This window comes from Burkholderia sp. BCC0398 (assembly GCF_902833245.1).
Classification (GTDB): Bacteria; Pseudomonadota; Gammaproteobacteria; order Burkholderiales; family Burkholderiaceae; genus Burkholderia; species Burkholderia sola.
Map to the genome: position 1 here is coordinate 304,613 of NZ_CADFEM010000002.1, position 22,779 is coordinate 327,391.

The window sequence follows — 22,779 nt, forward strand, 5'->3', positions numbered from 1 at the left end:
GGCAAACCGTTGGTAGACCGCGTATTTTACCCGCGTCGCCGGTGTCCCTCGCGTGTCGCGGCATGGCTGCGCACATCGGTGCGTCCGACGGTGAACGCGAAACGCCGCGTGAGCCGCTCGCCGGGCGCGAGCAGCGTCATCCCGTGCGCGGTCGCGCCGCCCGGCAGGTTCACCGCATTGATCGGATGATCGACCGGCTCGAAGCAGAAGAAATCCGCGCCCGGCGGCGTATAGAGCACGTACGCGTCGGCGTCGGCCGCGACGGTCAGCGCCAGCCGGCGGCGCGGCCAGCTCACCGTCGCGTGGCCGCCCCAGCCGGTGAACGCGTGATTGACGAGCGTGGCCGGCAGCGGATACGCGACGCCGAACTGCCAGGCCGGCGGCACGCTGACGTGCCGCACCGGCAGGAAATCGGCGCCCGACAACCACAGCCCGCCCGCCGCCGCGGCGAGCTCGGTCGCCGCATCGCGCACGAGGAACGGATGCACGCCGAGCCCGAACGGCAGCCGCGCGCGGCCCGCGTTCTCGATCGTCAGCGCGATCGACAGCGTCGCGTCGTCGAGTTCGAACGACTGGATCGCGCGGAACGCGTACGGCGCGCCGGCGGCGCGGTCGAGCGACAGTTGCAGCGACGTGTCGGTCGCATCGTCCACCTGCCACGGCGCGAGCCAGCCGTCGCCATGGATCGGCAGCGGCTCGTCGCGGCGGTTGCGCGGCACCGCGACCTTGCGCCCGTCGCATTCGAAGCGCCCGTCGCCGATCCGGTTCGAGTACGGCAGCAGCGGATAGCACGCGAGCTCGTTCGGGTCCGTCGCCGTCTCCGGGTGCTCGCACCGGCGGAACACCGGCATCAGCACGCCGTTGTCGCCGCGCCAGTCGAAGCGCGCGATGCCGCCGCCGAGGTGCGGCAGCACGTCGAGCCGCAGCGATGCGTTCGACAGCGTGACGACCGCCGCATGCGCGGCGCCGACGCCCTGCGCGAACACGGCCGTCTGCGGGCCGGGGCTGACCGGCTGGGCGGCGGCCGCCAGGCGCGCGCGGCGCGACTGGCTGGTGGACGACGATGCGCGCGAGGACGTGGCGGTCATGGTGAGCTCCTTTCCTTCGTCGAAGAAACGATGCAGGTCGTGCGAGCGGTCAGGCCCAGCCGCCGTCGACGATCACGTCCTGCGCGGTGATCATCCGGCTGTCGTCGGCCGCGAGAAACAGCGCCATCCGCGCGAGATCGGCCGGCAGCAGTTCGGCGTCGATGCACTGGCCGGCCTTGATCGCCGCCCGGCCCGCGTCGTCGAGCCACAGCCGGCGCTGCTTGTCGGTCATCACCCAGCCGGGCACCAGCGAATTCACGCGGATGCCGAACGGGCCGAGATCGCGCGCGAGGCCGCGCGTCAGGCCCTGCACGGCCGCCTTCGCCATCACGTAGACGGGATAGCCGCCGTTCTTCAGCATCCAGCTGATCGAGCCGAGATTGATGATCGCGCCGCCGCCCTGCCGCTTCATGTCGTCGATCACCGCCTGTGCGGCGAAGAACTGGTGACGCAGGTTCACCGCGATGCCCGCGTCGAACGACGCGGGCGTCACGTCGCCGATCGTGTGGCGCGTGTCGTTCGCCGCGTTGTTCACGAGCACCGCGATCGCGCCGATGCGTGCGCGGATCGCGTCGATCGCGCGGCGCAGCGCGTCGATGTCGGTCAGGTCGCAGGACAGGAACAGCGGCGCATGGCGTACGTGCGCGAGGCGTTCGGCCAGCGCGGCGCCGGCCGCCGCGTCGAGGTCGACGAACGCGACGCGCGCGCCCTGTTCGGCGAAGTGCTCGACGAACGACGCGCCGATGCCGGTCGCGCCGCCCGTGATCAGCACCGCGCGATCCTCGAGGCTCGGGTAGCGCGCGAAGCGCGCGTCGCTCGCCGCCGTGTTCGCGCCGTGCACTGATGTATCGATGGTCATGCGGATCGTCTCCGTGGAAACAGGTCGGTCAGTCGCGTACGCCGCGGTTCTTCAGCTGGTCGAGCAGCACGGCCGCGAGCAGGATCGCGCCGCGCACCAGGTACTGGTAGAACGCGTCGATGTTCAGCAGGTTCATCACGTTCTCCACGGTGCCCATGATCAGCACGCCGATCACGACGCCCGAGATCGTCGCGCGGCCGCCCATCAGCGACACGCCGCCGAGCACGCACGCGGAGATCACGTTCAGCTCGAAGCCTTGCGCGGCGTTCGGCTGGCCCGACGTGATGCGCGACGCGAGAATCACGCCCGCGAGCGCGGTCACCGCGCCCTGGATCAGGAAGATGTACACGCGCGTGCGTTCGACGTTGATCCCCGCGAGCCGCGACGCTTCCGGGTTGCCGCCGATCGCGAGCGTGTTGCGGCCATAGACGGTCTGGTTCAGCAGCACGCCGAAGCCGATGAAGCACAGCAGCGTGACCCAGATCGGCAGCGACACGCCGAACATCGACAGCCCGCCGAGCGCGATGAACGTATCCGACGACACGCCGACCGCCTGCCCCTTCGACACGATGAAGCCGAGCCCGCGCACGATCTCCATCGTCGCGAGCGTCGTGATCAGCGCGTTGATGCGCAGATACGCGATCACCGCGCCGTTCACGAAGCCGATCGCGGCGCCGGCCGCGACCGCCGCGATGATCGCGACGAACGTGTTGTCGGTTGCGTTCAGCACCATCGCGCACAGCACGCCCGAGAACGCGACGGTCGAGCCGATCGACAGGTCGAAGTCGCGCGACGCGAGACAGAACATCATCGTGCACGCGACCATGCCGATCTGCGAGATCGACAGCGCGAGGCCGAGCATGTTGTCGATCGAGAAGAAGTGATCGACGGTCAGCGACATCGTGATGAACATCACCGCGAAGATCGCGATCAGGCTGTATTCGGTCAGATGCTGCCACCACTTCTGGCGGTCGCCCTGCTGCGGCACCAGCGCGTCGGCCGACTTCACTGCGGCGCTGGCAAGGTTTTCGTTGGCTTGCATGGTGTGTCTCCTGCTCCTGCATCGCGCGACCCGCGCCGCGCGTGTTCGATTCGAATGTCCCGGGGTTGTCCGGACGTAGCCGGCCGCGTCAGGCTGCCTCGACCGCGCTCGTCTGCGGCAGCGCGAGGTTCAGTACCGCGTGCTCGTTCGCGTCGGCGCGCGGCAGCTCGCCGGCGATCCGGCCTTCGCGCATCACGACGATGCGGTCGGACACGCCGAGCACTTCCGGCAGTTCCGACGACACCATCACGATCGCGCAGCCGCGCTCCGCGAGCCGGTAGATCACGTCGTAGATCTCGTGCTTCGCGCCGACGTCGATCCCGCGCGTCGGCTCGTCGAGGATCACGACCTTCAGGTCGGGCTCCGCGAGCCAGCGCGACAGGATCGCCTTCTGCTGGTTGCCGCCCGACAGGAAGCGGATCTTCTGCCGCCGGTTCGGCGTCTTGATCTTCAGCCGCTGGATGAAGCGGTCGGCCGTCGCGCTTTCGGTCTTGCCGTTGATAAACAGCCCCGCGCGCAGCGAATGGCGGCGGCAGCTGATGTTGATGTTCTCCGCGACCGACGCGATCGCGATGATCCCTTCTTCCTTGCGGTCCTCGGGGCACAGCACGATGCCGTGGCGGATCGCGTCGCCGGTGCGCTTCACGTCGATGCGCTTGCCGTCGAGCGTCAGCGTGCCCGCGCGCCGGCGGTCCGCGCCGTACACGAGCCGCATCAGTTCGCTGCGGCCCGCGCCGACGAGCCCGAAGAAGCCGACGATCTCGCCCGCGCGCACCGAAAAGCTCGCGGGTTCGCGCAATGCCGGGCCGTCGACGCCTTCGGCGGAGAACCGCACGTCGCCGAGCGCGCGCGGCGCGTAATGGTAGATGTCCGCGATCTCGCGCCCGACCATCTCGGCGACCAGCCGCTCGCGCGGCACGTCGGCCAGCGCTTCGTGCGACGCGATCTTGCGCCCGTCGCGAAAGATCGTGCACGCGTCGCACAGCCGGTAGATCTCGTCCATCCGGTGCGAGATGTAGATCAGCGCACGGCCCTGCGCGCGCAGGTCGTCGACCAGCTTGAACAGCACTTCCGTCTCGCGATGCGACAGCGAGCTCGTCGGTTCGTCGAGCGCGATCACGCGCGCATTGCGCATCAGCGCCTTGCAGATCTCGACCATCTGTCGCTGCGCGATCGACAGCCGCCCGAGCCGCGCGTCGGGATCGAGGTCCACGCCCATCTCGGCGAGCCGCTCGCGCACGTAACGCTTCGCCTCGCGCTTCCTGACCCAGCCGAACGCATTCGGCAGGCGGCCGAGCAACAGGTTCTCCGCGACCGTCAGGTCGGGCACGTACTGCAATTCCTGGTGAATCACCGCGATGCCGGCCGCGATCGACGCGGCCGCATTCGCGAACTGCACGGGCTGGCCGTCGACCAGCACGCTGCCCGCATCGGGCTGATATTCGCCGCCGAGAATCTTCAACAGCGTCGACTTGCCCGCGCCGTTCTCGCCCATCAGGCCATGCACCTCGCCCGCATGCACGTCGAACGAAATGCCGTCGAGTGCGCGCACGCCGGGAAATACCTTGCCGATATTGTCAAAACGCAGTGCCGCTGACACGTCGTCTCCCCACTTCCAGATCCATCGACCGCCGGCCGCCGCGTCGCCGCGGCAGCCGGCGGGCCGCTTACTTCGACGCGAGCCCCATCTCCTCGCGCACCTTCGACACGTTGTCGCGCGTCGCGAGCATGCCCGTCGTCAGCGTCAACGGCGGCGGCGCCTTGCCCTGCGTGATCCACGTGTACATCAGGTCCGAGGTTTCCTCGCCGTGGCGCTTCGGGCTGATGATCACGGTGCCGTAGAAGCCCGTCGGCTGCGGCTTCTTGAACTCGTTCAACGCCGAATCGGAACCGCCGATACCGATGCCGATCATGTTGTCGGCCTTGAAGCCGCGCCCTTCGGCCGCGCGCACCGCGCCGAGCACGGCCTCGTCGTTCAGGCCGTACGCGACCCAGTGCTTGAACTGCGGGTTCTTGGTCAGCGCGATGTTCGCCGCGTTGAACGCGTTCTCGGTGTCGGTCTTCGCCTGCGGCGCCGCGATCACGTTCGCCTTCGGGAAGCCGGCGGCGACCAGCGCGTCGGTCGCGCCGCTCGTGCGGTCGTGCGCGGTCGGCAGCTGCTCGTAGGTGATGTCGATCGCGCCGACGTCCTTCATGTCCCAGCCGCGCTTCTTGATCTCGGCCGCGATGCCGTCGCCGACCTGCTTGCCGATGTTGTACGCGGAAATTCCCATGTGCGGCACCGCGTCGATCGGCTTGCCCGCGCCGTCGACGAGGCGGTCGTCGACCGTCATCATCTTCAGGTTGTGCGACTTCGCCTTCGCGACGATGCCCGGCCCGAGCTTCACGTCGGGCGTGCAGATGATGAAGCCCTGCGCCTTCTGCGCGGACAGGTTGTCGATCGCGCTCATCACCTTCTCGCCGGACGGCGCGCCGATCTTCACGAGCGTGAAGCCCTTCTGCTTCGCGGCGATCTCGGCGAATTTCCACTCGTCCTGGAACCACGGCTCTTCCGGCTGCTTCACCAGGAAGCCGATCTTGACCGGGTCGGCCGCGTGCGCGACCGGGCTGCCCATCACCACCGCGGCCGCGGCGGCCAGCGTTACGAACGTTCTGCGTTTCATCTCCAGTGTCTCCTTGTTTTCATCGAACAGGATGCAGCCGCTTGTTGGTTTCGACGCAGCGTGCGCGCGGCCGTCGCACGTGCGGTCTTTCGAATCGTTGCGTCAATCGTGTCAGTCGTGATACAGCGCCGCGCGCCCGCCATCGACGGTGATGCACGCGGCATTGATGAACGGCGCCTCGTCGGACGCGAGGAACACGGCCGTCATCGCGACCTCCTCCGGTTTTCCGATGCGCTTCATCGGCTGCAGCGCGAGCGTCTCGGCGCGCGCGGCGGCCGGATCGGGTTGCGCGTCCCACCAGTCGCGCGTCAGTTGCGTCTCGATGTAGCCCGGCGCGATCGCGTTCACGCGTACGTTGCGCGCCGCGTATTCGATGCCGAGCGCACGCGTCAAGCCGAGCACGCCGTGCTTCGCGACCGGGTACGGAAAGCAGCCCGGGATGATCCTGAATGCATGCGTCGACGCGATGTTCACGATGCTGCCGCGACCGCGCTCGACCATGCCCTCCAGCGCCGCGCGGCAGCCGTGCCACACGCCGTCGAGATCGACCGCGAAGCAGCGGCGCCAATCGTCGTCGGTCATCGTCAGCGGATCGGCGAAGACGTTGATGCCCGCGTTGTTCACGAGCACGTCGAGCGGGCCGAACGCCGCTTCCGTCTGCGCGAGCGCGTCGCGCACCGCCTGCTGCCGCGCGACGTCCGCCTGCAGCGGCAGCACGCGCGCGCCGTCGCATTCGCGTGCGATCGCGGCGGCCGTGTGCTGCGCCTGCGGGAAGTCGAGATCGACGAGCGCGACGGCCGCGCCTTCGCGCACGAACGCACGCGCGATCGCGGCGCCGATGCCACGGCCCGCACCCGTCACCATCGCGACCTTGCCCGCGAGGCGGCCCATCATGCGTCTCCGCCGCGCGCGACGCGCAAGCCGGCCTGGAACGCGCGCGCATTCGCCGCGGTCGTGTCCGCCGACTGGCCGGGGCGGTACAGCGCCGAGCCGAGCCCGAAGCCGTTCGCGCCGGCGTCGAGGAACGGCTGCATGTTGTCCGGCGCGATCCCGCCGACCGGAATCAGCGGCACCGCGCGGTCGATCACCGCGCGCCAGGCCTTCACGACCGTCACGCCGAGCTGCTCGGCCGGGAACATCTTCAGCACGTCGGCGCCGTTCGTCAGCGCCGCGAACGCTTCGGTCGGCGTCGCGACGCCCGGCGCGCTCGCGAGCCCGCGCTCGCGCGCGCGGCGGATCACGGCCGCGTCGCTGTGCGGCATCACGATCAGCGCGCCGCCCGCGTCCTGCACGCGGTCGACGTACTCGGCGCGCAGCACGGTGCCCGCGCCGACGATCATGTCGTCGGGCAGCGCACGCCGCAGCGCCGCGATGCTGTCGAACGGCTCCGGCGAGTTGAGCGGCACCTCGACGATCCGGAAGCCGGCTTCGTACAGCGCACGGCCATGGTCGGCCGCTTCGGCAGGCGTGATGCCGCGCATGATCGCGATCAGCGGACACGCGTCGAACGCACGCATCAATGCGGCGTGGGGCATGTACGGTGCGGGCAAGGTCAGGTCGGACGGCATCGGCAATTCCTCTTCAAGCAGTTCACTGGTCGGCACAGACGGGCTCGCCGTCCGCGCGCACGAGCCCGGCGCGCGACGCGATCCGCCACAGGCCGCGCTCGGTCGCATGCGGGGCGACACGCGCATGCATATGGCCGAATACCCGGAGCGCATCGACGTAGCGCGAACACAAAGCGTCGTCGCCGATCAGCAGCAGCGGCTGGTCCGCGAGCGCGATGCCGCGCTCCGCGAGCATCGCGTCGAGCGCGTTCAGCTCATGGCCGATCAGCAAGCCGGACAGATAGTCGCCCTGCGCATCGGGGGCGAGCCGGTCGGTCAGCCCCAGCGTGCGCGTGCTGAAAATCGTCGCGAGCAGGCCCGTGCGCTGCGCGCCGCGGGCGACTGCCACGCCGCGCAAGAACGCCGCGCGATCGGGTGATTCGCCCGCGCGCATCGTGCGGCCGAGGATCGTGTGGTCGCGCAATACCGCGAACAGCTCGCCGGTCATGAAGGTCTGGAAGCGTTCGATCAGGCCGTCCTTCACCCACGCCCATTTCGCATGCGTGCCCGGCAGGCCGATCAGTACCCCTGAACGATCAGCGCCAAGCGTGGGATCGCTCGCAAGCGCGCCGACGATCTGCGTTTCTTCGCCGCGCATCACGTCGGGCAATTCGCCCGTCGCGATCACGCCCGGCACGATCGAAACCGTCGTGCCGCGCGCCGTCGTCACGGTGATGAGACCTGCGACGAGCGCGTCGGCGCCGGCCGGCACCGCGACGTACGGCGCTTCGCGCCAGCCCTGCGCGCTGCCGACCATCCCGGCGGCGAGCACCGGCAGGCCGGGCGTGCGGTCGAGCCAGTCGCCGCACGCTTCCTCGAACACCGCGTCGAACGCACGCGCGCCGCCGCCCGGCACGTGCATCACGCCGGCCGCCCGGCTGCGCGTGTCGATCGGCACGCCGTGCGCGTCGTACAGATACGCGCGCAGCGACGTGGTGCCCCAGTCGAGCGCGATCAGCGACGGGGAGGCGGAACTGGCATCCGGAACGGGCCGGGTCGAAGTCGTCATCGTTTGATCCTGCGGGTACCCTGCGGCGGGCTCCAGCCCAGCTCCGCGGAAATGGCTCGCGCTTCGCGCTGCACGAGCGGAATCAGTTCGTCCATGCGGTCGTGCGGCATGTACGGAATCGTGCTCGCGACCGACACCGCCGCGACGATCGCACCCGATGCGTCGCGGATCGGCGCGGCCACGCAGCGGATCGACGCCTCGTTTTCCTCGAGATCGAACGTATAGCCGCCGGCCGCGTAATGGGCCATGCGCTGCAGGAACGCGCTCGTCTCGGGCCGGTTGTCGGGCTTGAAGTTGACGCCGGCCAGCGCGCGCCGCGCGGCTTCGAACAGCGAGCGCCACAGATCCGGATCGAGGTCGAGCATCATCGCCTTGCCGATGCCGGTCGACGCGAGCGGCATCCGGTGGCCGACGCGCGAGCGCATCTCAAGGCCGCGCGTGCCGGGAATCTTGTCGATGTACAGCACGTCGTCGCCGTCGCGCACGCCGAGATGGATCGTGTCGAGCGTCGCTTCCGCGAGTGCTTCCAGATGCGGGCGCGCCACCGCGGTCAGCGGCATCTGCTCGAGCGCGATCGTGCCGAGCTCGATCAGCTTCGGGCCGAGCAGGTAGCCGCCCTGCACCTGGCGCAGATAGCGCGCCTGCACGAGGCTGCTGACGAGACGGTGCGTCGTGCTGCGCGTCGTGCCGAGCGCGGCGCCGATCGCGCGCATGTCGCGCGCACCGTTCGCGATCGCCTCGAGGATCGCGAGACCGCGCAGCAGCGTCTGCGTGCCGGCCTGCTGCGCGGCGAGGTCGAGCGGCGTGCTGGTCGCGCCGATGCTGTCGGTCAGCGACGGTTCGGCCGGCATCGCACGCCGGGCGTCGAGGGCAAGAGAGTCTGGCATCTTGGTCATGGAACGGGGCGTCTTCAACGGAATCGGTGAAGCCGCTCGCGCGGCGCCGGAACTGCGTCCGGTGCGGCGGCGTGGCGGCGGTCGATGCACCGAGTAAAGCGCCCGGCGAACTTCATGGAAGGTGTCTCCGTGTGCGACGGGCGCCGCGCGATGCGTGGGTCCGAAGCTGTCGATGTGCTTCGGATTGTAGGAGCGCACGCACTCGCCTCCAATATTTGAATGCGTTGTCCAGATAATGAGAATTCAGGCGAAATCGGTGGCGGGCTCGATGTGCCGGCCGCGCCATGCATACGGGGGCGGGACCTGCCGTGTCGCAGGTTACGCCCCCGTTTTTTCATGCCGTACCGCGCTTACTGCTGGCTCGTGCTGCGCGCCTGCATGTAGCGCTGGACGTCGGCGAACGACACGCGGCCGCTGCCGCCCGCGTCGATCTGCCGGAAGTGGTTCGCGACATAGCCGAGGCCGGCCGCGCGCGCCTGCGACTCGGTGATCGAACCCGTGTTCTGCGTGTCGGCCGCGCTGAACTGCCGCGCGAGCTTGCGCACCACCTGCGCATGCAGCGCGGCGCCGGTGGTCTGCGTGCCGGCGGTCGCGTGGCGCGCGGCCGGCGGCACGTACGGATCGCCGAGCTGCGCCTGGCGCGCACGCGCCGGTGCGGCAGCGGCGTCGCTCGCCTGCGCGAACGCGGAAACGGATGCGGCGGCGCCGACGCATGCGAGCGCCGCGGCAACGACGATGAAACGATTCTTCATGTCAGGCTCCAGTCTGGAATGAGGTCGTCGACTGCCGGCGAGCGGCGCCGCCGAGGGCGCCCGTCGCCGGCGTGGCGCAATCAGTGCGCGGCCACGTTGTAGAAGGTCACGAGGTCGGCTTTCTCCTGCGGACGCGACGTATCGTCGAGATAGACCATGTGCCCGCCCTGATAGTCCTTGATCGTCAGGTTCGGTTGCGTGCCGAGCCGCGCGAGGTCGAGCTCGGTCTGGTAGAACGGCGTCGCGATGTCGTGATAGCCGTTCAGCGACAGCACCTTCAGCGCCGGGTTCAGCGTCAGCGCCGCGGCCAGATCGGGGATCGTGTCGGGCATCGCGAGGCCGTCGTGCGTCCAGTCCCACGTGTTGATCGCATTGCTGCTCACCGAGTAGGCCGACTGCGCGGTGTACTTCAGCTCGTTCGGCAGGTAGCTGCCGATCGTGTCGGTGAACGGCTTCGTGATGAACGAGCTGGACGGATCGCCGTCGGCCGCGAGCGGGCTCGACACGGGCACGTTCACGCGTGCGTCGTAGCGGCCGATCAGCGTGCCCGGCACCAGCGACAGCTGGAAGCTGTTGTCGAAGAAGGTCGGGACCACGTTGAAGTCCGCATTCCACAACGCCTGCTTCACGCCGGTCGAATTCGCCATCGTCGTGACGAGATTCGGCGGCGGCGGCGTATGGCTCGCGAGGTACGCGTTCACGGCGGGCGCGTAGCTGCCGGCCGTCAGCAGCCGCATCTGGTCCGCATACTGCGGCAGGTTCGACGGGTTCGGGTTGTCGAGCTGGTAATACGCGCCGACCGTGCCATACGACGGCACGAAGCCCGCGCAACTCACCGGGCTCGCGCCGTTGTTCGAGTTGCCGACATAGTCGCTCGCCATGTCGCAGTTCGTGTTGTAGTTCAGGATCGACGACTGCAGCACGATGCCGTCGAGCTTCACGCCGGCCGTCTCGAGCAGGTTCGCGAGCACGTCGGTGCGCGGCGTCCCGTACGATTCGCCGAACAGGTATTTCGGCGAATCGTTGCGCTGGTTCACGCTCAGGTAGCGCGTCACGAAATCGCGGAACGCGCCGGCGTCCTGGTCGACGCCCCAGAACGTCTGGTTCGTGTTCGGCGCGACCGCTTCCGAGAAGCCGGTGCCGATCGCATCGACGAACACGAGGTCGGTCGTGTCGAGCAGGGTTTCCTGGTTGTCGACGAACGGGAACGTCGACGCGTTCGCGTTCGGGTCGCCGGTCTGGATCCGGCGCGGGCCGAACGAGCCGAGGTGCAGCCACACCGACGCCGAGCCGGGGCCGCCGTTGTACAGGAACGTGACGGGCCGCTTCGCCGCGGGCTGGTTGTCGGCCGTGTACGCGACGTAGAAGAACGAGGCCTCGGGCGCGCCCGTCTGCGGATTGCGTGCGACGAGGTGGCCGGCCGTGGCCGTGTACCGGATCGTCTTGCCGTTCAGCGTGATCTGATGGTGCGTGACGGCGGCCTTTTCGACCGCGGTGGAGGCATCGAGCGACGCGTTCGCGCTCGACGAATAACTGTTTGGATCGTTGTACGCGCGGTCGACCTGACCGGCAGGGTCGGCTGAATTGGCGGCGCTCGCTGCAGACGACGACGTCACGTCGTCATTGCAGGCCGTCAGTATCAGCGAAGAACACACCACTCCCAACAACAGCTTCGCTTTGCTCGCTGGCATCGTTGCGTCCCTTCTCGCATGTTTTTTTGTCGAGCAGCCGGATAAGCCGCCCCCCGCCTCGATTGCGGCCGATGAGCCGAGGCGCCGGCCAATATACGCGAGCCCGCCGGCTTTGAAAAATTTGGAAATATTCGGCGCGCAAGCAGTGCAGCGCACACCTTTCAGGAATGCTTCGATTCGCGAAACGTTGCATTTCACGTCGCTTTCATCGACTTTCGCGTTTACTGGTAACGACTAAAAAAGCACCCGTTTCGTGCGATGACGCTCAACAAAAACATGCACTCGCCGATATTGCTCGCCAAAGCGAAATAGACGAATTCGTCTAAAGGATGCGGCCCGAAAGGGTGATGACACGAATGCGCTGCAACGCAGCAATCCTGCGCGAACGGCAGAACGGACAACGCAGCGACGCGGGCGCGCCGCTTACTCGGATTGCGGCAGCTCGGCCGCGCCCATCCGGCGTGCGATGATCGCCGCACGCTGCGCCTGGTAGGCCGAGCCGCGATGCGCATCGAACCAGCGCGGCTTCGGCAGCATCACCGCGAGACGCGCCGACTGCCACGCGCCGAGCCGGCTCGCGGGAATCTTGTAGTAATAATGGGCGGCCGCTTCCGCGCCGTACACGCCGCGCCCCCATTCGACCGAATTCAGGTAGATCTCGAAAATGCGCTCCTTGTCGAGCACCGTTTCGAGCATCCACGTGATGATCAGCTCCTGCCCCTTGCGGATGTAGCTTTTCTCGCGCGACAGGAACAGGTTGCGTGCGAGCTGCTGCGTGATCGTCGAGCCGCCCGCGACGATCCTGCCGCGCGCCTTGTTCTTCTCCCACGCCTGCAGGATCGCGTCGACGTCGTAGCCGTTGTTGGTCGCGAAGGTCGAATCTTCGGACGCGATCAGCGCGCGCTTCAGGTTGCGCGAGATCTGGTCGTACGGCACCCACTGGTGCCGGATCTGCGCGGGCGGCGTGTCGCGCGACAGCCACCACGCGTCGGTGCGCATGAACGCGGTCGAGCCGGGATTCACGAACGACCACAGCGCGATCTGCGCGAGATAGAACAGCTGCGTCGCGAGCCACGCGAGCGCGAACACCGATCCCGCATAGACGATCCAGCGCGCGATGCTCACCGTCCGCGTGCGCTGCGTGCCGCTCACCGCCGCCACGTGCCGCGCTCCGTTCAGCTCGCCGCGAGCGCCTGGCGCAGCGCGGCCAGCACCGGTGCGCCGTCCGGCCGCACGCCGCGCCAGATGAAGAACGATTCGGCCGCCTGCTCGACCAGCATCCCGAGCCCGTCGGCCGTGCGCGCGCCGAGCGACGCCGCGTGCTGCATGAACACGGTCGGCTGCGCGCCGTACATCATGTCGTACGCGAGCGTGCCGGCGCCGAACGCGGCCGCGTCGCATTCCGGCAGCGCGGCATCGAGGCTGCCGGCCGTCGCATTGATCACCACGTCGTACGGCTCGGCCCGCACGACGCCGGGCCCGCCGCCCGCGAGCATGCAGCCCGCATCGTGCGCGGCCTGCATGAACTGGCCGACGAGCGCCTCGGCCTTGCTCGCGGTGCGATTGACGATTCCGATCGACAGCGGCGCGCGGTCGAGCAGCGGCAGCACGACACCGCGCGCGGCGCCGCCCGCGCCGAGCAGCAGGATGCGCGCACCCGCGAGCGACACGCCGAGATTCGCTTCGATGTCGCGCACGAGGCCCACGCCGTCGGTGTTGTCGCCGTAAAGGCGGCCGTCGGCGTCGATGCGTAGCGTGTTCACCGCGCCTGCCGCCGCCGCGCGCGGCGACAGCGTGTCGGCGAGCGCATGCGCGTCGAGCTTGAACGGCACCGTCACGTTCGCGCCGCGACCGCCTTCGGCGACGAACGCGCGCACGGCGGCCTCGAATCCGTCGACCGGCGCGAGCCGGTGCGCGTACTCGATCGGCTCGCCGGTCTGGGCGGCGAACTGCGCGTGGATGAACGGCGACTTGCTGTGCGCCACCGGGTTGCCGAACACGACATAGCGGTCCGTGCCGCTCGTCGACGCAACTGCGTTCATGATGCGCGTCCCTCTTCGCCGTCGTTGCCGCTCGCGGCTTCGCCGCCCTGTGCCGCCGCGTCGCCCGATTCGGCCAGCGCTTCGGCCTCGGTTTGCGCCGACGCGTCTTCCGCGTCGACCAGCGTGTCGTCGCCGCCTTCGGCATCATCCTCTTCGTCGGCCTCGGCCGTATCGCCGCTCGTCACGGTCGGCGCGTCGAGCACGTTCAGCAGACGCACCGACGCCTCGATCGTCAGTTCGTCGAGCGACATCACGTCGAGCAGCACGCGCGTGCCGCGCGCATGCACGCCGAGTCCCGGCACGTGCAGCAGCAGCGGGATTTCCTCGAGGCGCACGAGATCGCCCTTGACGACGCTCGCGACGACCTGCTTCTTCTGCTCCTGCTTGAGCCAGCGCAGGCACCAGAAGTACTCCATCCGGCGCTGGTAGTCGGCGTAGGCCGTGTACGTATCGTCGAAGCCCTGCACGACCGCGTAGAGATCGGCGTCCTTCGGCTTGAACGGCGCGGCGAGCTTCGCGGTGACGCCGTGCTGCACGCACGCGAGCAGTTGCCACTGGTTCACGAGGTCGACGTAGCGGCGCAGCGGCGACGTGCTCCACGCGTACTGCGCGACGCCGAGGCCTTCGTGCGGCGCGGCCGTCGTCTGCATCCGCGTGCGCTTCGGGCCCGGCGCGCCGAAGCCGCGCTGGGACCGGTAGATGCCGGGCACCGTGTGATCGTGCAGGAACGCGCCCCAGGTCGAGTTCGCGAGGATCGCGAGCTCCGACACGATCAGGTCGAGCGGCGAGCCGCGGCGGCGCGGCGTGATCGTCACGTGCTCGCCTTCGACGTAGAAGTTGTAGTCGGTGTTGCGCTGCACTTCGCGCTTCAGGCCGTAGCCCGCGCGCGCGACCTGGCGCTTCTCGAACAGCGCCTGCGCGAGCGGCCACAGCACGGCGATGTCGTCCTTGTGCGGGTAGTCGCCGGTGCCGGCCGCGAGCGTCTCTTCGTTGACGAGCTCGTCGAGCGTGTTGTGGCGCAGGTTGTTCTTCACGAACACGAGCTCGGCGCGGGTCTCGTTCGCGACGATGTCCTGCGTGTCGCGGTTCACGATGATGTACAGCGACAGCGCCGGCCGGTAATCGCCCTCTTTCAGCGTGAACACGTCGACGACGTCGTCCGGCAGCATCGTGATCTTGTCGCCCGGCATGTAGACGGTCGACAGGCGCGCGCGCGCGATCGCGTCGACCGGATCGCCGCGCACGATGCCGAGCGCCGGCGCCGCGATGTGCACGCCGATCCGCACCCGGCCGTCGGCCAGGTGCTCGACCGAGAAAGCGTCGTCGATTTCGGTCGTCGTGATGTCGTCGATCGAGAACGCCTCGACGTTCGCGCGCGGCAGGTCGTCCGGCAGCGGGCCGACCGTGACGGGCGGAAAGCCGGTGCCGTGCGGGAAAAATTCCGCGAGGAAGCGCGCTTCGTGCAGCGCACGCGGCGACTCGATGCCGCCGCAGTCGAGCATCAGCCGCGCCGGCGACACGCCGCGCGCGCCGGCCGCCGCTTCCATCGCCTTGTATTCGATCGAATTCTTGTCCGGCCGCGTCAGCAGCCCGAGCACCTTGCCCGCGAACGCTTCCGGCAGCTTGCCCGCCTTCAGCTCTTCTTCATACTGCGCCTGCACGAGCGCCTGCTGGCGCTTGCGCTCGAGCGACGCGAGCGCCATCTTGAGCTGCTCTTCCGGCGCGCGCTGGTACTGGCCGCGCCCCTTGCGGCGGAAATAGACGGGCGAGCCGTGCAGCCGCAGCACCAGCGCCGCGCGCTCGACCGGGCCGTACGTCGCGCCGAAGTATTCGGCGGCGAGCGCCGTATACGCGAACTCGTCGGCCGGCGCGCATTCCCACAGGAAGTCCAGATCGATCTGCTGCGCGGCCGTGTCGGCCTCCTGCATCAGTTCGCCTGCAGCCGGCTTGTCGAATTCGATCAGCACGTCTTTCGCGCGCACCTTCGCGCGCCGCCCGCCGGGCAACTCGACCTGAAATGCGTCGCCCTGGCGCGACAGCACGCTGCCCGCCTTGAAACTGCCCGATTCCTCGAAGAAAACGTTCACTCAGTACTCTCGTTCAGACTGCCGGGCGCCGCGTCGGCGGCGCCGCATGATGATGGGAATTCGATTGGCACGTGGCCGGTTTATGACGTCTTTCCGTCGCAAAACGCGAGAACGTCGTCGACATAGTCGGCAAATTCGCTGATTCCGTGGTCGCTGCCGTCGATCACGCGGGTTTTCGCGCCCGGGTAATGGGCGAGCATCTCGCGGTAATCGAGCACTTCGTCGCCGGTCGCCGCGAACAGATAGTAGCGGTCGGCGCGCGTGATCGCCGGCACGCGCAGCGCGTCGAGTTCGTGCAGGTGGCGGCGCTCGACGACGATCGTGCCGCCGCCGTGCCACAGCGGCTGCTCGCCCAGATGTTGTTCCAGATCCCGCTGCGGCACGATCGCCGGATTCAGCAGCACGGCTTTCCAGCCATGCTTTTCGGCGAGCCACGTCGCGTAATACCCGCCGAGCGAGCTGCCGATCACGGTCACGTCGCGCGCGCCCGCGACCTCGGCTTCCGCCACCGCGATCGCCTCCAGCGGCGACACCGACAGCGACGGGCACCGCCACTCGTCGGCGCGGCCGAGTTCGGCCATCCGCGCGGCGAGCAGCCGCGACTTCTGCGATTCCGGCGACGACCGGAAGCCGTGCAGATACAGGATCACGGGCGGCCCCCGAGCGCGTCGAGCAGCTTCTGGTGCACGCCGCCGAAGCCGCCGTTGCTCATCACGAGCACGTGGTCGCCCGGACGCGCGGCCTCGACCACCGCCTTCACCAGCAGATGCAGATCGTCGAATGCGCGCGCGCGCTCGCCGAGCGGCGCGAGCGCCTCGGCGAGATTCCAGCCGAGCGCATCGCGCCCGGTCGGCGCGCCGTAGCCGAACACGAGATCGGCATCGGCCAGGCTCGCCGGCAGTTGCGACTTCATCACGCCGAGCTTCATCGTGTTCGAGCGCGGCTCGAGCACGGCGAGGATGCGGGCATTCTGGCGGCCGATGCGCGCACGAAGACCGGCGATCGTGGTGTCGATCGCGGTCGGATGGTGCGCGAAATCGTCGTAGACGGTCACGCCGTCCACGCTGCCGCGCACTTCCATGCGGCGCTTCACGTTGCGGAACGACGCGAGGGAAACCGCAGCCTGCGCCGGCGGCACGCCGACGTGGCGCGCGGCGGCGATCGCCGCGAGCGCGTTCATCCGGTTGTGGTCGCCTTGCACCTGCCACGCGACTTCGCCGACGCGCTCGGCTTGGCGATACACCGCGAAGCGTTCGTCGACCGGCACGCCGTCCTCGGCCGGCAGCGCCTGCCAGCCGCCGTCGACGCCGAAACGCTCGACCTCGCTCCAGCAGCCGCGCGCGAGCACGCGCTCGAGCGCATCCGAGCGGCCGTTCGTGACGATCCGCCCGACGCCCGGCACGGTGCGCACGAGATGGTGGAATTGCGTCTCGATCGCGGCGAGATCGGGGAAGATGTCGGCGTGATCGAATTCGAGGTTGTTCAGTACCGCGGTGCGCGGCCGGTAGTGCACGAACTTCGAGCGCTTGTCGAAGAATGCCGTGTCGTACTCGTCGGCTTCGATCACGAAGAAGCTCGAATCGGTGAGCCGCGCGGACACGCCGAAGTTCAGCGGCACGCCGCCGATCAGGAAGCCCGGGTTCAGGCCGGCATCTTCCAGCAGCCATGCGAGCATCGACGACGTGGTCGTCTTGCCGTGCGTGCCCGCGACCGCGAGCACCCACTTGCCGGCGAGCACGTGCTCGCCGAGCCACTGCGGACCCGACACGTAAGGCAGGCCGCGATCGAGGATTGCCTCCATCAGCGGATTGCCGCGCGTGACGACGTTGCCGATCACGAACAGGTCAGGTTTCAAATCGATCTGCTCGGCGCCGTAGCCCTCGATCAGCGTGATGCCCTGCGCCTCGAGCTGCGTGCTCATCGGCGGATAGACGCCCGCGTCGCAACCCGTCACCGTGTGGCCCGCCTCGCGTGCGAGTACGGCGAGACCGCCCATGAAGGTGCCGCAGATGCCAAGAATGTGGATGTGCATAGAGGAATGCTTTCGCGCCGCCGGGCGCCGTCGATTCGGAAAGGATGCGTGTGCGGCGCGCCGGCGAGGCCGTGCGGCCGGCGCCCGGCCAACGACCTGGCCGCGACACAAAGAGCAGTATTGTAACTGACGGCCTGCGATGCCCGGCGGCCCGAACGATGCGCGCGAGCGGCGCCGGCGCCCTCGGACGGCGGGCCGCCGCACCCGCGCTCGGGCGCCGTGGCGATCGAGTATGATTGCCGGATCATGTCTCGCAAACCTCTTGTCGACCCGCGGCGCGTCCGCGAGGAAATCGCCCAGTCCGCCGCCCGCCTGATCGCGGAGGACGGCCAGGACTATGCCGGCGCGAAGCGCAAGGCCGCGCGCCAGTTACTGGGCGATTCGCGCGTTGCCGGAGAATGGCTGCCGGATAACGACCAGATCGAGGAAGAACTGCGCGAGTACCTCGCGCTGTTCCAGAGCGACACGCAGCCGGACGAACTGCGCCGCCTGCGCGAAATCGCGCTCGACTGGATGGGCCGGCTCGCCGAGTTCCATCCTTATGTGACGGGCGCCGTGCTGAACGGCACCGCGAACGCGCATTCGGATATCCATTTGCAGGCCTTCACCGACAACCCGAAGGACGTCGCGATCTACCTGCTGAACCAGAACGTCCAGTACGACGTGTCCGAGACGCGGCATTTCGCGGGCCGCGGCGACGTCGAGACGCTCAGTTTCCTGTGGCGCCCGCGGCGCGACGTGGATGCGATCGGCATCCATCTTGCGCTGTATGCGAGCGACGACCTGCGCGGCGCGGTGAAGGCCGACGCGCGCGGCCGCGTCGCCCGCGCGGACGCCGCGGCGCTGCGCGCGCTCGTCGATGCAGGTCAGGCTCCTTCCGAACCGGAATGATTCAACGATGATGATGAAACGCATGTTGGCGCTCGCGGTGGTCGCGGCCGCCGCCGTTGCCGGCGGTTTCGCCGCCGGCCACTGGTTCCGCGGCGGCAGCGCCGACGACGGTGTCGCCGTCGCCGCGCCGGCCGCCCACGGCAATCCGGTCGACCAGCTGTGGGCGTCGTCGCTGACCGGCGTCGACGGCAAGCCGGCGTCGCTCGCTTCCTTCAAGGGCCAGAAGGTTGTGGTCAATTTCTGGGCGTCGTGGTGCGGCCCGTGCGTCGAGGAAATGCCCGAGCTCGTCGCGCTGTCACATCAGTACAAGCAGAAAGGCATCCGTTTCGTCGGAATCGGCGTCGATTCCGGGCAGAACGTGAAGAACTTCCTGCAAAAGGTGAAGGTCGACTATCCAGTCTTCGTCAGCGGCTACGCAGGCGCCGATCTGGCCCGAAATTTCGGAAATACCGCCGGCGCGCTGCCGTTTACCGTCGTCATCGACGAAACCGGCAAGATTCGCGAGACAAAATTGGGACAAATCCAACCGGCCGAGCTGAAAAAGACGCTCGACGCACTGTAATCGGTCCGAACGGCAGCCCGCACGTTGGCGGCGATTTGCAGGTCGATCGCGGCAATTTCGCGTGAATTCGCGGATACTTTGCGCCCGCGCCGGTAATTCTTGCAGGTCCGGCGCGCCTGGCCGTTCGGCAAAACTAGACAAATTTCTCTAAATAGCGCTAAAGTTCGCGCAATTCCGCAGAAATAGAAGCGACCATGACACGATTGCTGGTGTTGCACGGCCCCAACCTGAACCTTCTCGGCACCCGGGAACCGGAGGTGTACGGCCGCGTCACGCTCGCGCAGATCGATCAGGCGCTTGCCGCGCGCGCCCGGGAAGCCGGCGCCGAACTGTCGTCGTTCCAGAGCAACCATGAAGGCGCGCTGGTCGACCGCATCCAGGCCGCGCGGGAGGAACAGACCGATTTCATCCTGATCAATCCGGCCGCGTATACGCACACGAGCGTTGCGATCCGGGACGCGATCGCCGGTGTCGGCATCCCGTTCGTCGAGGTTCACTTGTCGAACGTGCATCGCCGCGAAGCGTTCAGGCACCACTCCTACTTTTCCGACCAGGCCGAAGGCGTGATCTGCGGGCTCGGCTGGAAAGGTTATCTGTACGCGCTCGAGTACGCGCTGGACAAGCTGCAAGGCGCGTCGCGCGGCTGATTTCGCGATCTAGATTCAGCGCCGGCCCCTCACCGGCGCTTTCACGTATTGAAAGGGGAATTCCCGATGGATCTTCGTAAGCTGAAAACTCTGATCGACCTCGTTTCCGAATCCGGCATCTCCGAGCTGGAAGTGACGGAAGGCGAAGGCAAGGTGCGCATCGTCAAGAACGCGCCGCCGGTCTACGTGCAGCCGACGGCTGGGTATGCCCCGCAAGTCAGCGCGCCGGCTCCGTCGGCCGCGCTGCCGACCGACGGCGCGGCGCCGGCCGCTGGCGCAGCCGCCGCACCGGCCGTCCCGCAGGGCCACGTCGTGACGTCGCCGATGGTCGGCACGTTCTATCGCGCGCCGTCGCCGGGCGCCGACCCGTTCGTGCAGGCCGGCGACACGGTCAAGGAAGGCCAGACGATCTGCATCATCGAAGCGATGAAGCTGCTCAACGAGATCGAGTCGGACAAGGCCGGCGTGATCAAGGAAATCCTCGTCGAGAACGGCCAGGCCGTCGAATACGGCCAGCCGCTTTTCGTGATCGGCTAAGCCCGCCGCGCGGCCCTGCCGGCCGCGCGCCGCCGAGATGCTCGCCAGGCGCCGTTCGCGCGCCCCTCGAAGAGACGAATACTCGCTATGTTTGAAAAAATCCTCATTGCCAACCGCGGTGAAATCGCGCTGCGCATCCAGCGCGCGTGCCGCGAACTCGGCGTCAAGACGGTGGTCGTGTACTCGGAAGCCGACAAGGAAGCCAAGTACGTGCGCCTCGCCGACGAAGCCGTCTGTATCGGCCCGGCCCCGTCGAACCTGAGCTACCTGAACATGCCGGCGCTGATCAGCGCCGCGGAAGTCACCGACGCCGAGGCGATCCACCCCGGCTACGGCTTCCTGTCCGAGAACGCCGATTTCGCGGAGCGCGTCGAGCAGTCGGGCTTCACGTTCATCGGCCCGCGCCCGGAAACGATCCGCATGATGGGCGACAAGGTCACCGCGAAGCAGACGATGATCAAGACCGGCGTGCCGTGCGTGCCGGGCTCGGAAGGCGCGTTGCCGGACGATCCGAAGGAGATCGTCAAGATTGCGCGCGCGATCGGCTATCCGGTCATCATCAAGGCGGCGGGCGGCGGCGGCGGGCGCGGGATGCGCGTCGTGCACACCGAAGCCGCGCTCGTCAACGCGGTCAACATGACCCGCGAGGAAGCCGGCCGTGCGTTCGGCAACCCGCAGGTGTACATGGAGAAGTTTCTCGAGAACCCGCGCCATATCGAGATCCAGGTGCTGTCGGACGCGCACAAGAACGCGATCTGGCTCGGCGAGCGCGACTGCTCGATGCAGCGCCGCCACCAGAAGGTGATCGAGGAAGCGCCGGCGCCCGGCATTCCGCGCCGCCTGATCGACCGCATCGGCGATCGCTGCGCGGACGCATGCAAGAAGATGGGCTACCTCGGCGCGGGCACGTTCGAATTCCTGTACGAAAACGGCGAGTTCTACTTCATCGAGATGAACACGCGCGTGCAGGTCGAGCACCCGGTATCGGAACTGATCACCGGCGTCGACATCGTGCAGGAACAGATCCGCATCGCGGCCGGCGAGAAGCTCACGCTGCGCCAGCGCGACATCCAGTTCCGCGGACATGCGATCGAATGCCGGATCAACGCCGAAGATCCGTTCAAGTTCACGCCTTCGCCGGGCCGGATCACGTCGTGGCATACGCCGGGCGGCCCCGGCGTGCGCGTCGATTCGCACGCCTACAATGGCTATTTCGTGCCGCCGAACTATGATTCGATGATCGGCAAGCTGATCACCTACGGCGCGACACGCGAGCAGGCGATCCGCCGGATGCGCATCGCGCTGTCGGAAATGGTCGTCGAAGGCATCCAGACCAACATCCCGCTGCACCGCGAGCTGATGATCGACGCGAAGTTCGTCGAAGGCGGCACCAGCATCCATTACCTCGAAAACCGGCTCGCGCAGAAGCAGCAGGTCGCACCGGAAGAAGCGTAAGCATGAGTTATCGCGAACTCGTCGTCGAACTGGCCCGCGAGCATGCGGAGGCCCTGTCCGACGCACTGCTCGATCTCGGCGCGCTGTCGGTGTCCGTCGAGGACGCCGACGCCGACACGCCCGACGAACAGCCGCTCTTCGGCGAGCCGGGCCTCGTGCCCGACCGCACCGCGTGGCAGCACTCGCGCGTGGTCGCGCTGCTGTCGGCCGATCACGAGCCGGCCGTGCTGCTCGCGGCGGCCGCGAACGAGATCGGCCTCGCCGAGACGCCCCAGTTCGTCGTGCGCGAAGTCGAGGAGCAGGACTGGGTGCGGCTCACGCAGTCGCAGTTCGAGCCGATTCCGATCGGCGAGCGGATCTGGGTCGTGCCGTCGTGGCACGACGCGCCCGATCCCGATGCGCTCGTCCTCGAGCTCGACCCCGGCCTCGCATTCGGCACCGGCAGCCATCCGACGACCCGTCTGTGCATGGAGTGGCTCGAGCAGTCGGTGAAGCCCGGTCAGTCGGTGCTCGACTACGGCTGCGGCTCGGGCATTCTCGCGATCCTCGCGAAGAAATGCGGGGCGAACCCCGTGATCGGCATCGACATCGATCCGCAGGCAGTCGAATCGGCGCGCCAGAACAGCGAACGCAACCGGGCGGAAGTTACGTACGGGCTGCCCGATGCGTGCCCGGACGGCGAATTCGACATCGTCGTCGCGAACATCCTGTCGAATCCGCTGAAGCTGATGGCGTCGATGCTCGCATCGAAGGTCAAGCCGGGCGGGCGCATCGCGCTGTCGGGCGTGCTCGCGCGCCAGGCGGACGAAGTCGCGGCCGTTTATGCGCGCTACGTCGACATTTCGGTCTGGCGCGAACACGAAGGCTGGGTATGCCTTGCCGGAACGCGCCGCGAAAGCCATTAGAATAGCGCTGTCCT

Annotated in this window: 22 protein-coding genes; 6 read left to right on the forward strand and 16 right to left on the reverse strand. The window is 68.1% G+C overall.

Annotated features, from left to right (window positions below; translation table 11 throughout):
- Positions 1-26: 26 nt before the first annotated feature.
- From HWX76_RS05235 to mpl, 16 genes are all read right to left on the reverse strand, one after another.
- Positions 27-1,088, reverse strand: coding sequence for an aldose 1-epimerase (locus tag HWX76_RS05235; protein ID WP_176015576.1), 1,062 nt, complete (start codon positions 1,086-1,088; stop codon positions 27-29).
- A gap of 49 nt (positions 1,089-1,137) precedes the next feature.
- Positions 1,138-1,947: an SDR family oxidoreductase gene (locus HWX76_RS05240; protein WP_050013851.1), complete on the reverse strand. Its 810-nt coding sequence runs from the start codon at positions 1,945-1,947 to the stop codon at positions 1,138-1,140.
- Between the two features lie 28 nt (positions 1,948-1,975).
- A complete protein-coding gene (gene araH / locus HWX76_RS05245; protein WP_050013852.1) occupies positions 1,976-2,989 on the reverse strand; it encodes an L-arabinose ABC transporter permease AraH in 1,014 nt (337 codons plus the stop codon).
- 88 nt (positions 2,990-3,077) lie between these two features.
- Positions 3,078-4,589, reverse strand: a complete 1,512-nt coding sequence (araG, locus tag HWX76_RS05250) for an L-arabinose ABC transporter ATP-binding protein AraG (RefSeq protein ID WP_050013853.1) — start codon at positions 4,587-4,589, stop codon at positions 3,078-3,080.
- Positions 4,590-4,656: 67 nt separating this feature from the next.
- Positions 4,657-5,652, reverse strand: coding sequence for an arabinose ABC transporter substrate-binding protein (locus HWX76_RS05255; protein WP_050013854.1), 996 nt, complete (start codon positions 5,650-5,652; stop codon positions 4,657-4,659).
- Between the two features lie 111 nt (positions 5,653-5,763).
- Positions 5,764-6,543, reverse strand: a complete 780-nt coding sequence (locus HWX76_RS05260) for an SDR family oxidoreductase (protein WP_050013855.1) — start codon at positions 6,541-6,543, stop codon at positions 5,764-5,766.
- Positions 6,543-7,220 (reverse strand): 2-dehydro-3-deoxy-6-phosphogalactonate aldolase, encoded by a 678-nt coding sequence (locus HWX76_RS05265; RefSeq protein ID WP_176015611.1) that lies wholly within the window; start codon positions 7,218-7,220, stop codon positions 6,543-6,545. Before HWX76_RS05265 ends, HWX76_RS05260 begins: the two co-directional genes overlap by 1 nt.
- 22 nt (positions 7,221-7,242) lie before the next feature.
- The gene (locus HWX76_RS05270) at positions 7,243-8,268 is read right to left on the reverse strand and encodes a 2-dehydro-3-deoxygalactonokinase (RefSeq protein WP_050013857.1); all 1,026 of its coding nucleotides are present in this window, start codon (positions 8,266-8,268) and stop codon (positions 7,243-7,245) included.
- Positions 8,265-9,164: an IclR family transcriptional regulator gene (locus HWX76_RS05275; protein WP_050013858.1), complete on the reverse strand. Its 900-nt coding sequence runs from the start codon at positions 9,162-9,164 to the stop codon at positions 8,265-8,267. Before HWX76_RS05275 ends, HWX76_RS05270 begins: the two co-directional genes overlap by 4 nt.
- A 350-nt stretch (positions 9,165-9,514) precedes the next feature.
- A complete protein-coding gene (locus tag HWX76_RS05280; protein WP_050013859.1) occupies positions 9,515-9,916 on the reverse strand; it encodes an EF-hand domain-containing protein in 402 nt (133 codons plus the stop codon).
- 80 nt (positions 9,917-9,996) lie between these two features.
- Positions 9,997-11,607, reverse strand: a complete 1,611-nt coding sequence (locus HWX76_RS05285) for a peptidase S10 (protein WP_176015577.1) — start codon at positions 11,605-11,607, stop codon at positions 9,997-9,999.
- 423 nt (positions 11,608-12,030) lie between these two features.
- Positions 12,031-12,768, reverse strand: a complete 738-nt coding sequence (gene mtgA / locus HWX76_RS05290; RefSeq protein ID WP_050013861.1) for a monofunctional biosynthetic peptidoglycan transglycosylase — start codon at positions 12,766-12,768, stop codon at positions 12,031-12,033.
- 14 nt (positions 12,769-12,782) lie between these two features.
- Positions 12,783-13,649, reverse strand: a complete 867-nt coding sequence (gene aroE, locus HWX76_RS05295) for a shikimate dehydrogenase (RefSeq protein ID WP_050013862.1) — start codon at positions 13,647-13,649, stop codon at positions 12,783-12,785.
- Positions 13,646-15,736 (reverse strand): RNB domain-containing ribonuclease, encoded by a 2,091-nt coding sequence (locus tag HWX76_RS05300; RefSeq protein ID WP_050013863.1) that lies wholly within the window; start codon positions 15,734-15,736, stop codon positions 13,646-13,648. The genes aroE and HWX76_RS05300 overlap by 4 nt, the downstream gene beginning before the upstream one ends.
- Before the next feature lie 80 nt (positions 15,737-15,816).
- Positions 15,817-16,386, reverse strand: a complete 570-nt coding sequence (locus tag HWX76_RS05305) for a YqiA/YcfP family alpha/beta fold hydrolase (RefSeq protein WP_050013864.1) — start codon at positions 16,384-16,386, stop codon at positions 15,817-15,819.
- Positions 16,383-17,768: a UDP-N-acetylmuramate:L-alanyl-gamma-D-glutamyl-meso-diaminopimelate ligase gene (gene mpl, locus HWX76_RS05310; protein ID WP_176015578.1), complete on the reverse strand. Its 1,386-nt coding sequence runs from the start codon at positions 17,766-17,768 to the stop codon at positions 16,383-16,385. The genes HWX76_RS05305 and mpl overlap by 4 nt, the downstream gene beginning before the upstream one ends.
- A gap of 246 nt (positions 17,769-18,014) precedes the next feature.
- On the opposite strand from mpl, the gene HWX76_RS05315 reads away from it, so the two are divergent.
- From HWX76_RS05315 to prmA, 6 genes are all read left to right on the forward strand, one after another.
- Positions 18,015-18,659 (forward strand): UDP-N-acetylmuramate--alanine ligase, encoded by a 645-nt coding sequence (locus HWX76_RS05315; protein WP_124556634.1) that lies wholly within the window; start codon positions 18,015-18,017, stop codon positions 18,657-18,659.
- Positions 18,660-18,666: 7 nt separating this feature from the next.
- Entirely contained in the window at positions 18,667-19,221 is a 555-nt protein-coding gene (locus tag HWX76_RS05320; RefSeq protein ID WP_176015579.1) for a TlpA disulfide reductase family protein, read from the forward strand.
- A 194-nt stretch (positions 19,222-19,415) separates the two neighbouring features.
- Positions 19,416-19,868 carry a type II 3-dehydroquinate dehydratase gene (gene aroQ, locus HWX76_RS05325; RefSeq protein WP_027783493.1) on the forward strand — a complete coding sequence of 151 codons (453 nt, stop codon included), beginning with the start codon at positions 19,416-19,418 and terminating at the stop codon, positions 19,866-19,868.
- Between the two features lie 66 nt (positions 19,869-19,934).
- Positions 19,935-20,405: an acetyl-CoA carboxylase biotin carboxyl carrier protein gene (accB, locus tag HWX76_RS05330; protein ID WP_050013868.1), complete on the forward strand. Its 471-nt coding sequence runs from the start codon at positions 19,935-19,937 to the stop codon at positions 20,403-20,405.
- A gap of 87 nt (positions 20,406-20,492) precedes the next feature.
- On the forward strand, positions 20,493-21,860 hold the full coding sequence (gene accC, locus HWX76_RS05335; RefSeq protein WP_050013869.1) for an acetyl-CoA carboxylase biotin carboxylase subunit: 1,368 nt from the start codon (positions 20,493-20,495) through the stop codon (positions 21,858-21,860).
- Between the two features lie 2 nt (positions 21,861-21,862).
- Entirely contained in the window at positions 21,863-22,765 is a 903-nt protein-coding gene (gene prmA, locus HWX76_RS05340; protein WP_006496752.1) for a 50S ribosomal protein L11 methyltransferase, read from the forward strand.
- Positions 22,766-22,779: the final 14 nt, after the last annotated feature.

Bases quoted from the DNA above. Each gene is read 5' to 3' on its own strand.
- HWX76_RS05280 (WP_050013859.1), bottom strand. From the start codon at position 9,916: ATGAAGAATCGTTTCATCGTCGTTGCCGCGGCGCTCGCATGCGTCGGC.
- HWX76_RS05275 (WP_050013858.1), bottom strand. From the start codon at position 9,164: ATGACCAAGATGCCAGACTCTCTTGCCCTCGACGCCCGGCGTGCGATG.
- HWX76_RS05320 (WP_176015579.1), top strand. From the start codon at position 18,667: ATGATGATGAAACGCATGTTGGCGCTCGCGGTGGTCGCGGCCGCCGCC.
- mpl (WP_176015578.1), bottom strand. From the start codon at position 17,768: ATGCACATCCACATTCTTGGCATCTGCGGCACCTTCATGGGCGGTCTC.
- HWX76_RS05255 (WP_050013854.1), bottom strand. From the start codon at position 5,652: ATGAAACGCAGAACGTTCGTAACGCTGGCCGCCGCGGCCGCGGTGGTG.
- HWX76_RS05270 (WP_050013857.1), bottom strand. From the start codon at position 8,268: ATGACGACTTCGACCCGGCCCGTTCCGGATGCCAGTTCCGCCTCCCCG.
- araH (WP_050013852.1), bottom strand. From the start codon at position 2,989: ATGCAAGCCAACGAAAACCTTGCCAGCGCCGCAGTGAAGTCGGCCGAC.
- aroQ (WP_027783493.1), top strand. From the start codon at position 19,416: ATGACACGATTGCTGGTGTTGCACGGCCCCAACCTGAACCTTCTCGGC.
- prmA (WP_006496752.1), top strand. From the start codon at position 21,863: ATGAGTTATCGCGAACTCGTCGTCGAACTGGCCCGCGAGCATGCGGAG.
- accB (WP_050013868.1), top strand. From the start codon at position 19,935: ATGGATCTTCGTAAGCTGAAAACTCTGATCGACCTCGTTTCCGAATCC.
- HWX76_RS05235 (WP_176015576.1), bottom strand. From the start codon at position 1,088: ATGACCGCCACGTCCTCGCGCGCATCGTCGTCCACCAGCCAGTCGCGC.
- accC (WP_050013869.1), top strand. From the start codon at position 20,493: ATGTTTGAAAAAATCCTCATTGCCAACCGCGGTGAAATCGCGCTGCGC.
- HWX76_RS05260 (WP_050013855.1), bottom strand. From the start codon at position 6,543: ATGGGCCGCCTCGCGGGCAAGGTCGCGATGGTGACGGGTGCGGGCCGT.
- HWX76_RS05240 (WP_050013851.1), bottom strand. From the start codon at position 1,947: ATGACCATCGATACATCAGTGCACGGCGCGAACACGGCGGCGAGCGAC.
- HWX76_RS05265 (WP_176015611.1), bottom strand. From the start codon at position 7,220: ATGCCGTCCGACCTGACCTTGCCCGCACCGTACATGCCCCACGCCGCA.
- HWX76_RS05315 (WP_124556634.1), top strand. From the start codon at position 18,015: ATGTCTCGCAAACCTCTTGTCGACCCGCGGCGCGTCCGCGAGGAAATC.
- aroE (WP_050013862.1), bottom strand. From the start codon at position 13,649: ATGAACGCAGTTGCGTCGACGAGCGGCACGGACCGCTATGTCGTGTTC.
- HWX76_RS05285 (WP_176015577.1), bottom strand. From the start codon at position 11,607: ATGCCAGCGAGCAAAGCGAAGCTGTTGTTGGGAGTGGTGTGTTCTTCG.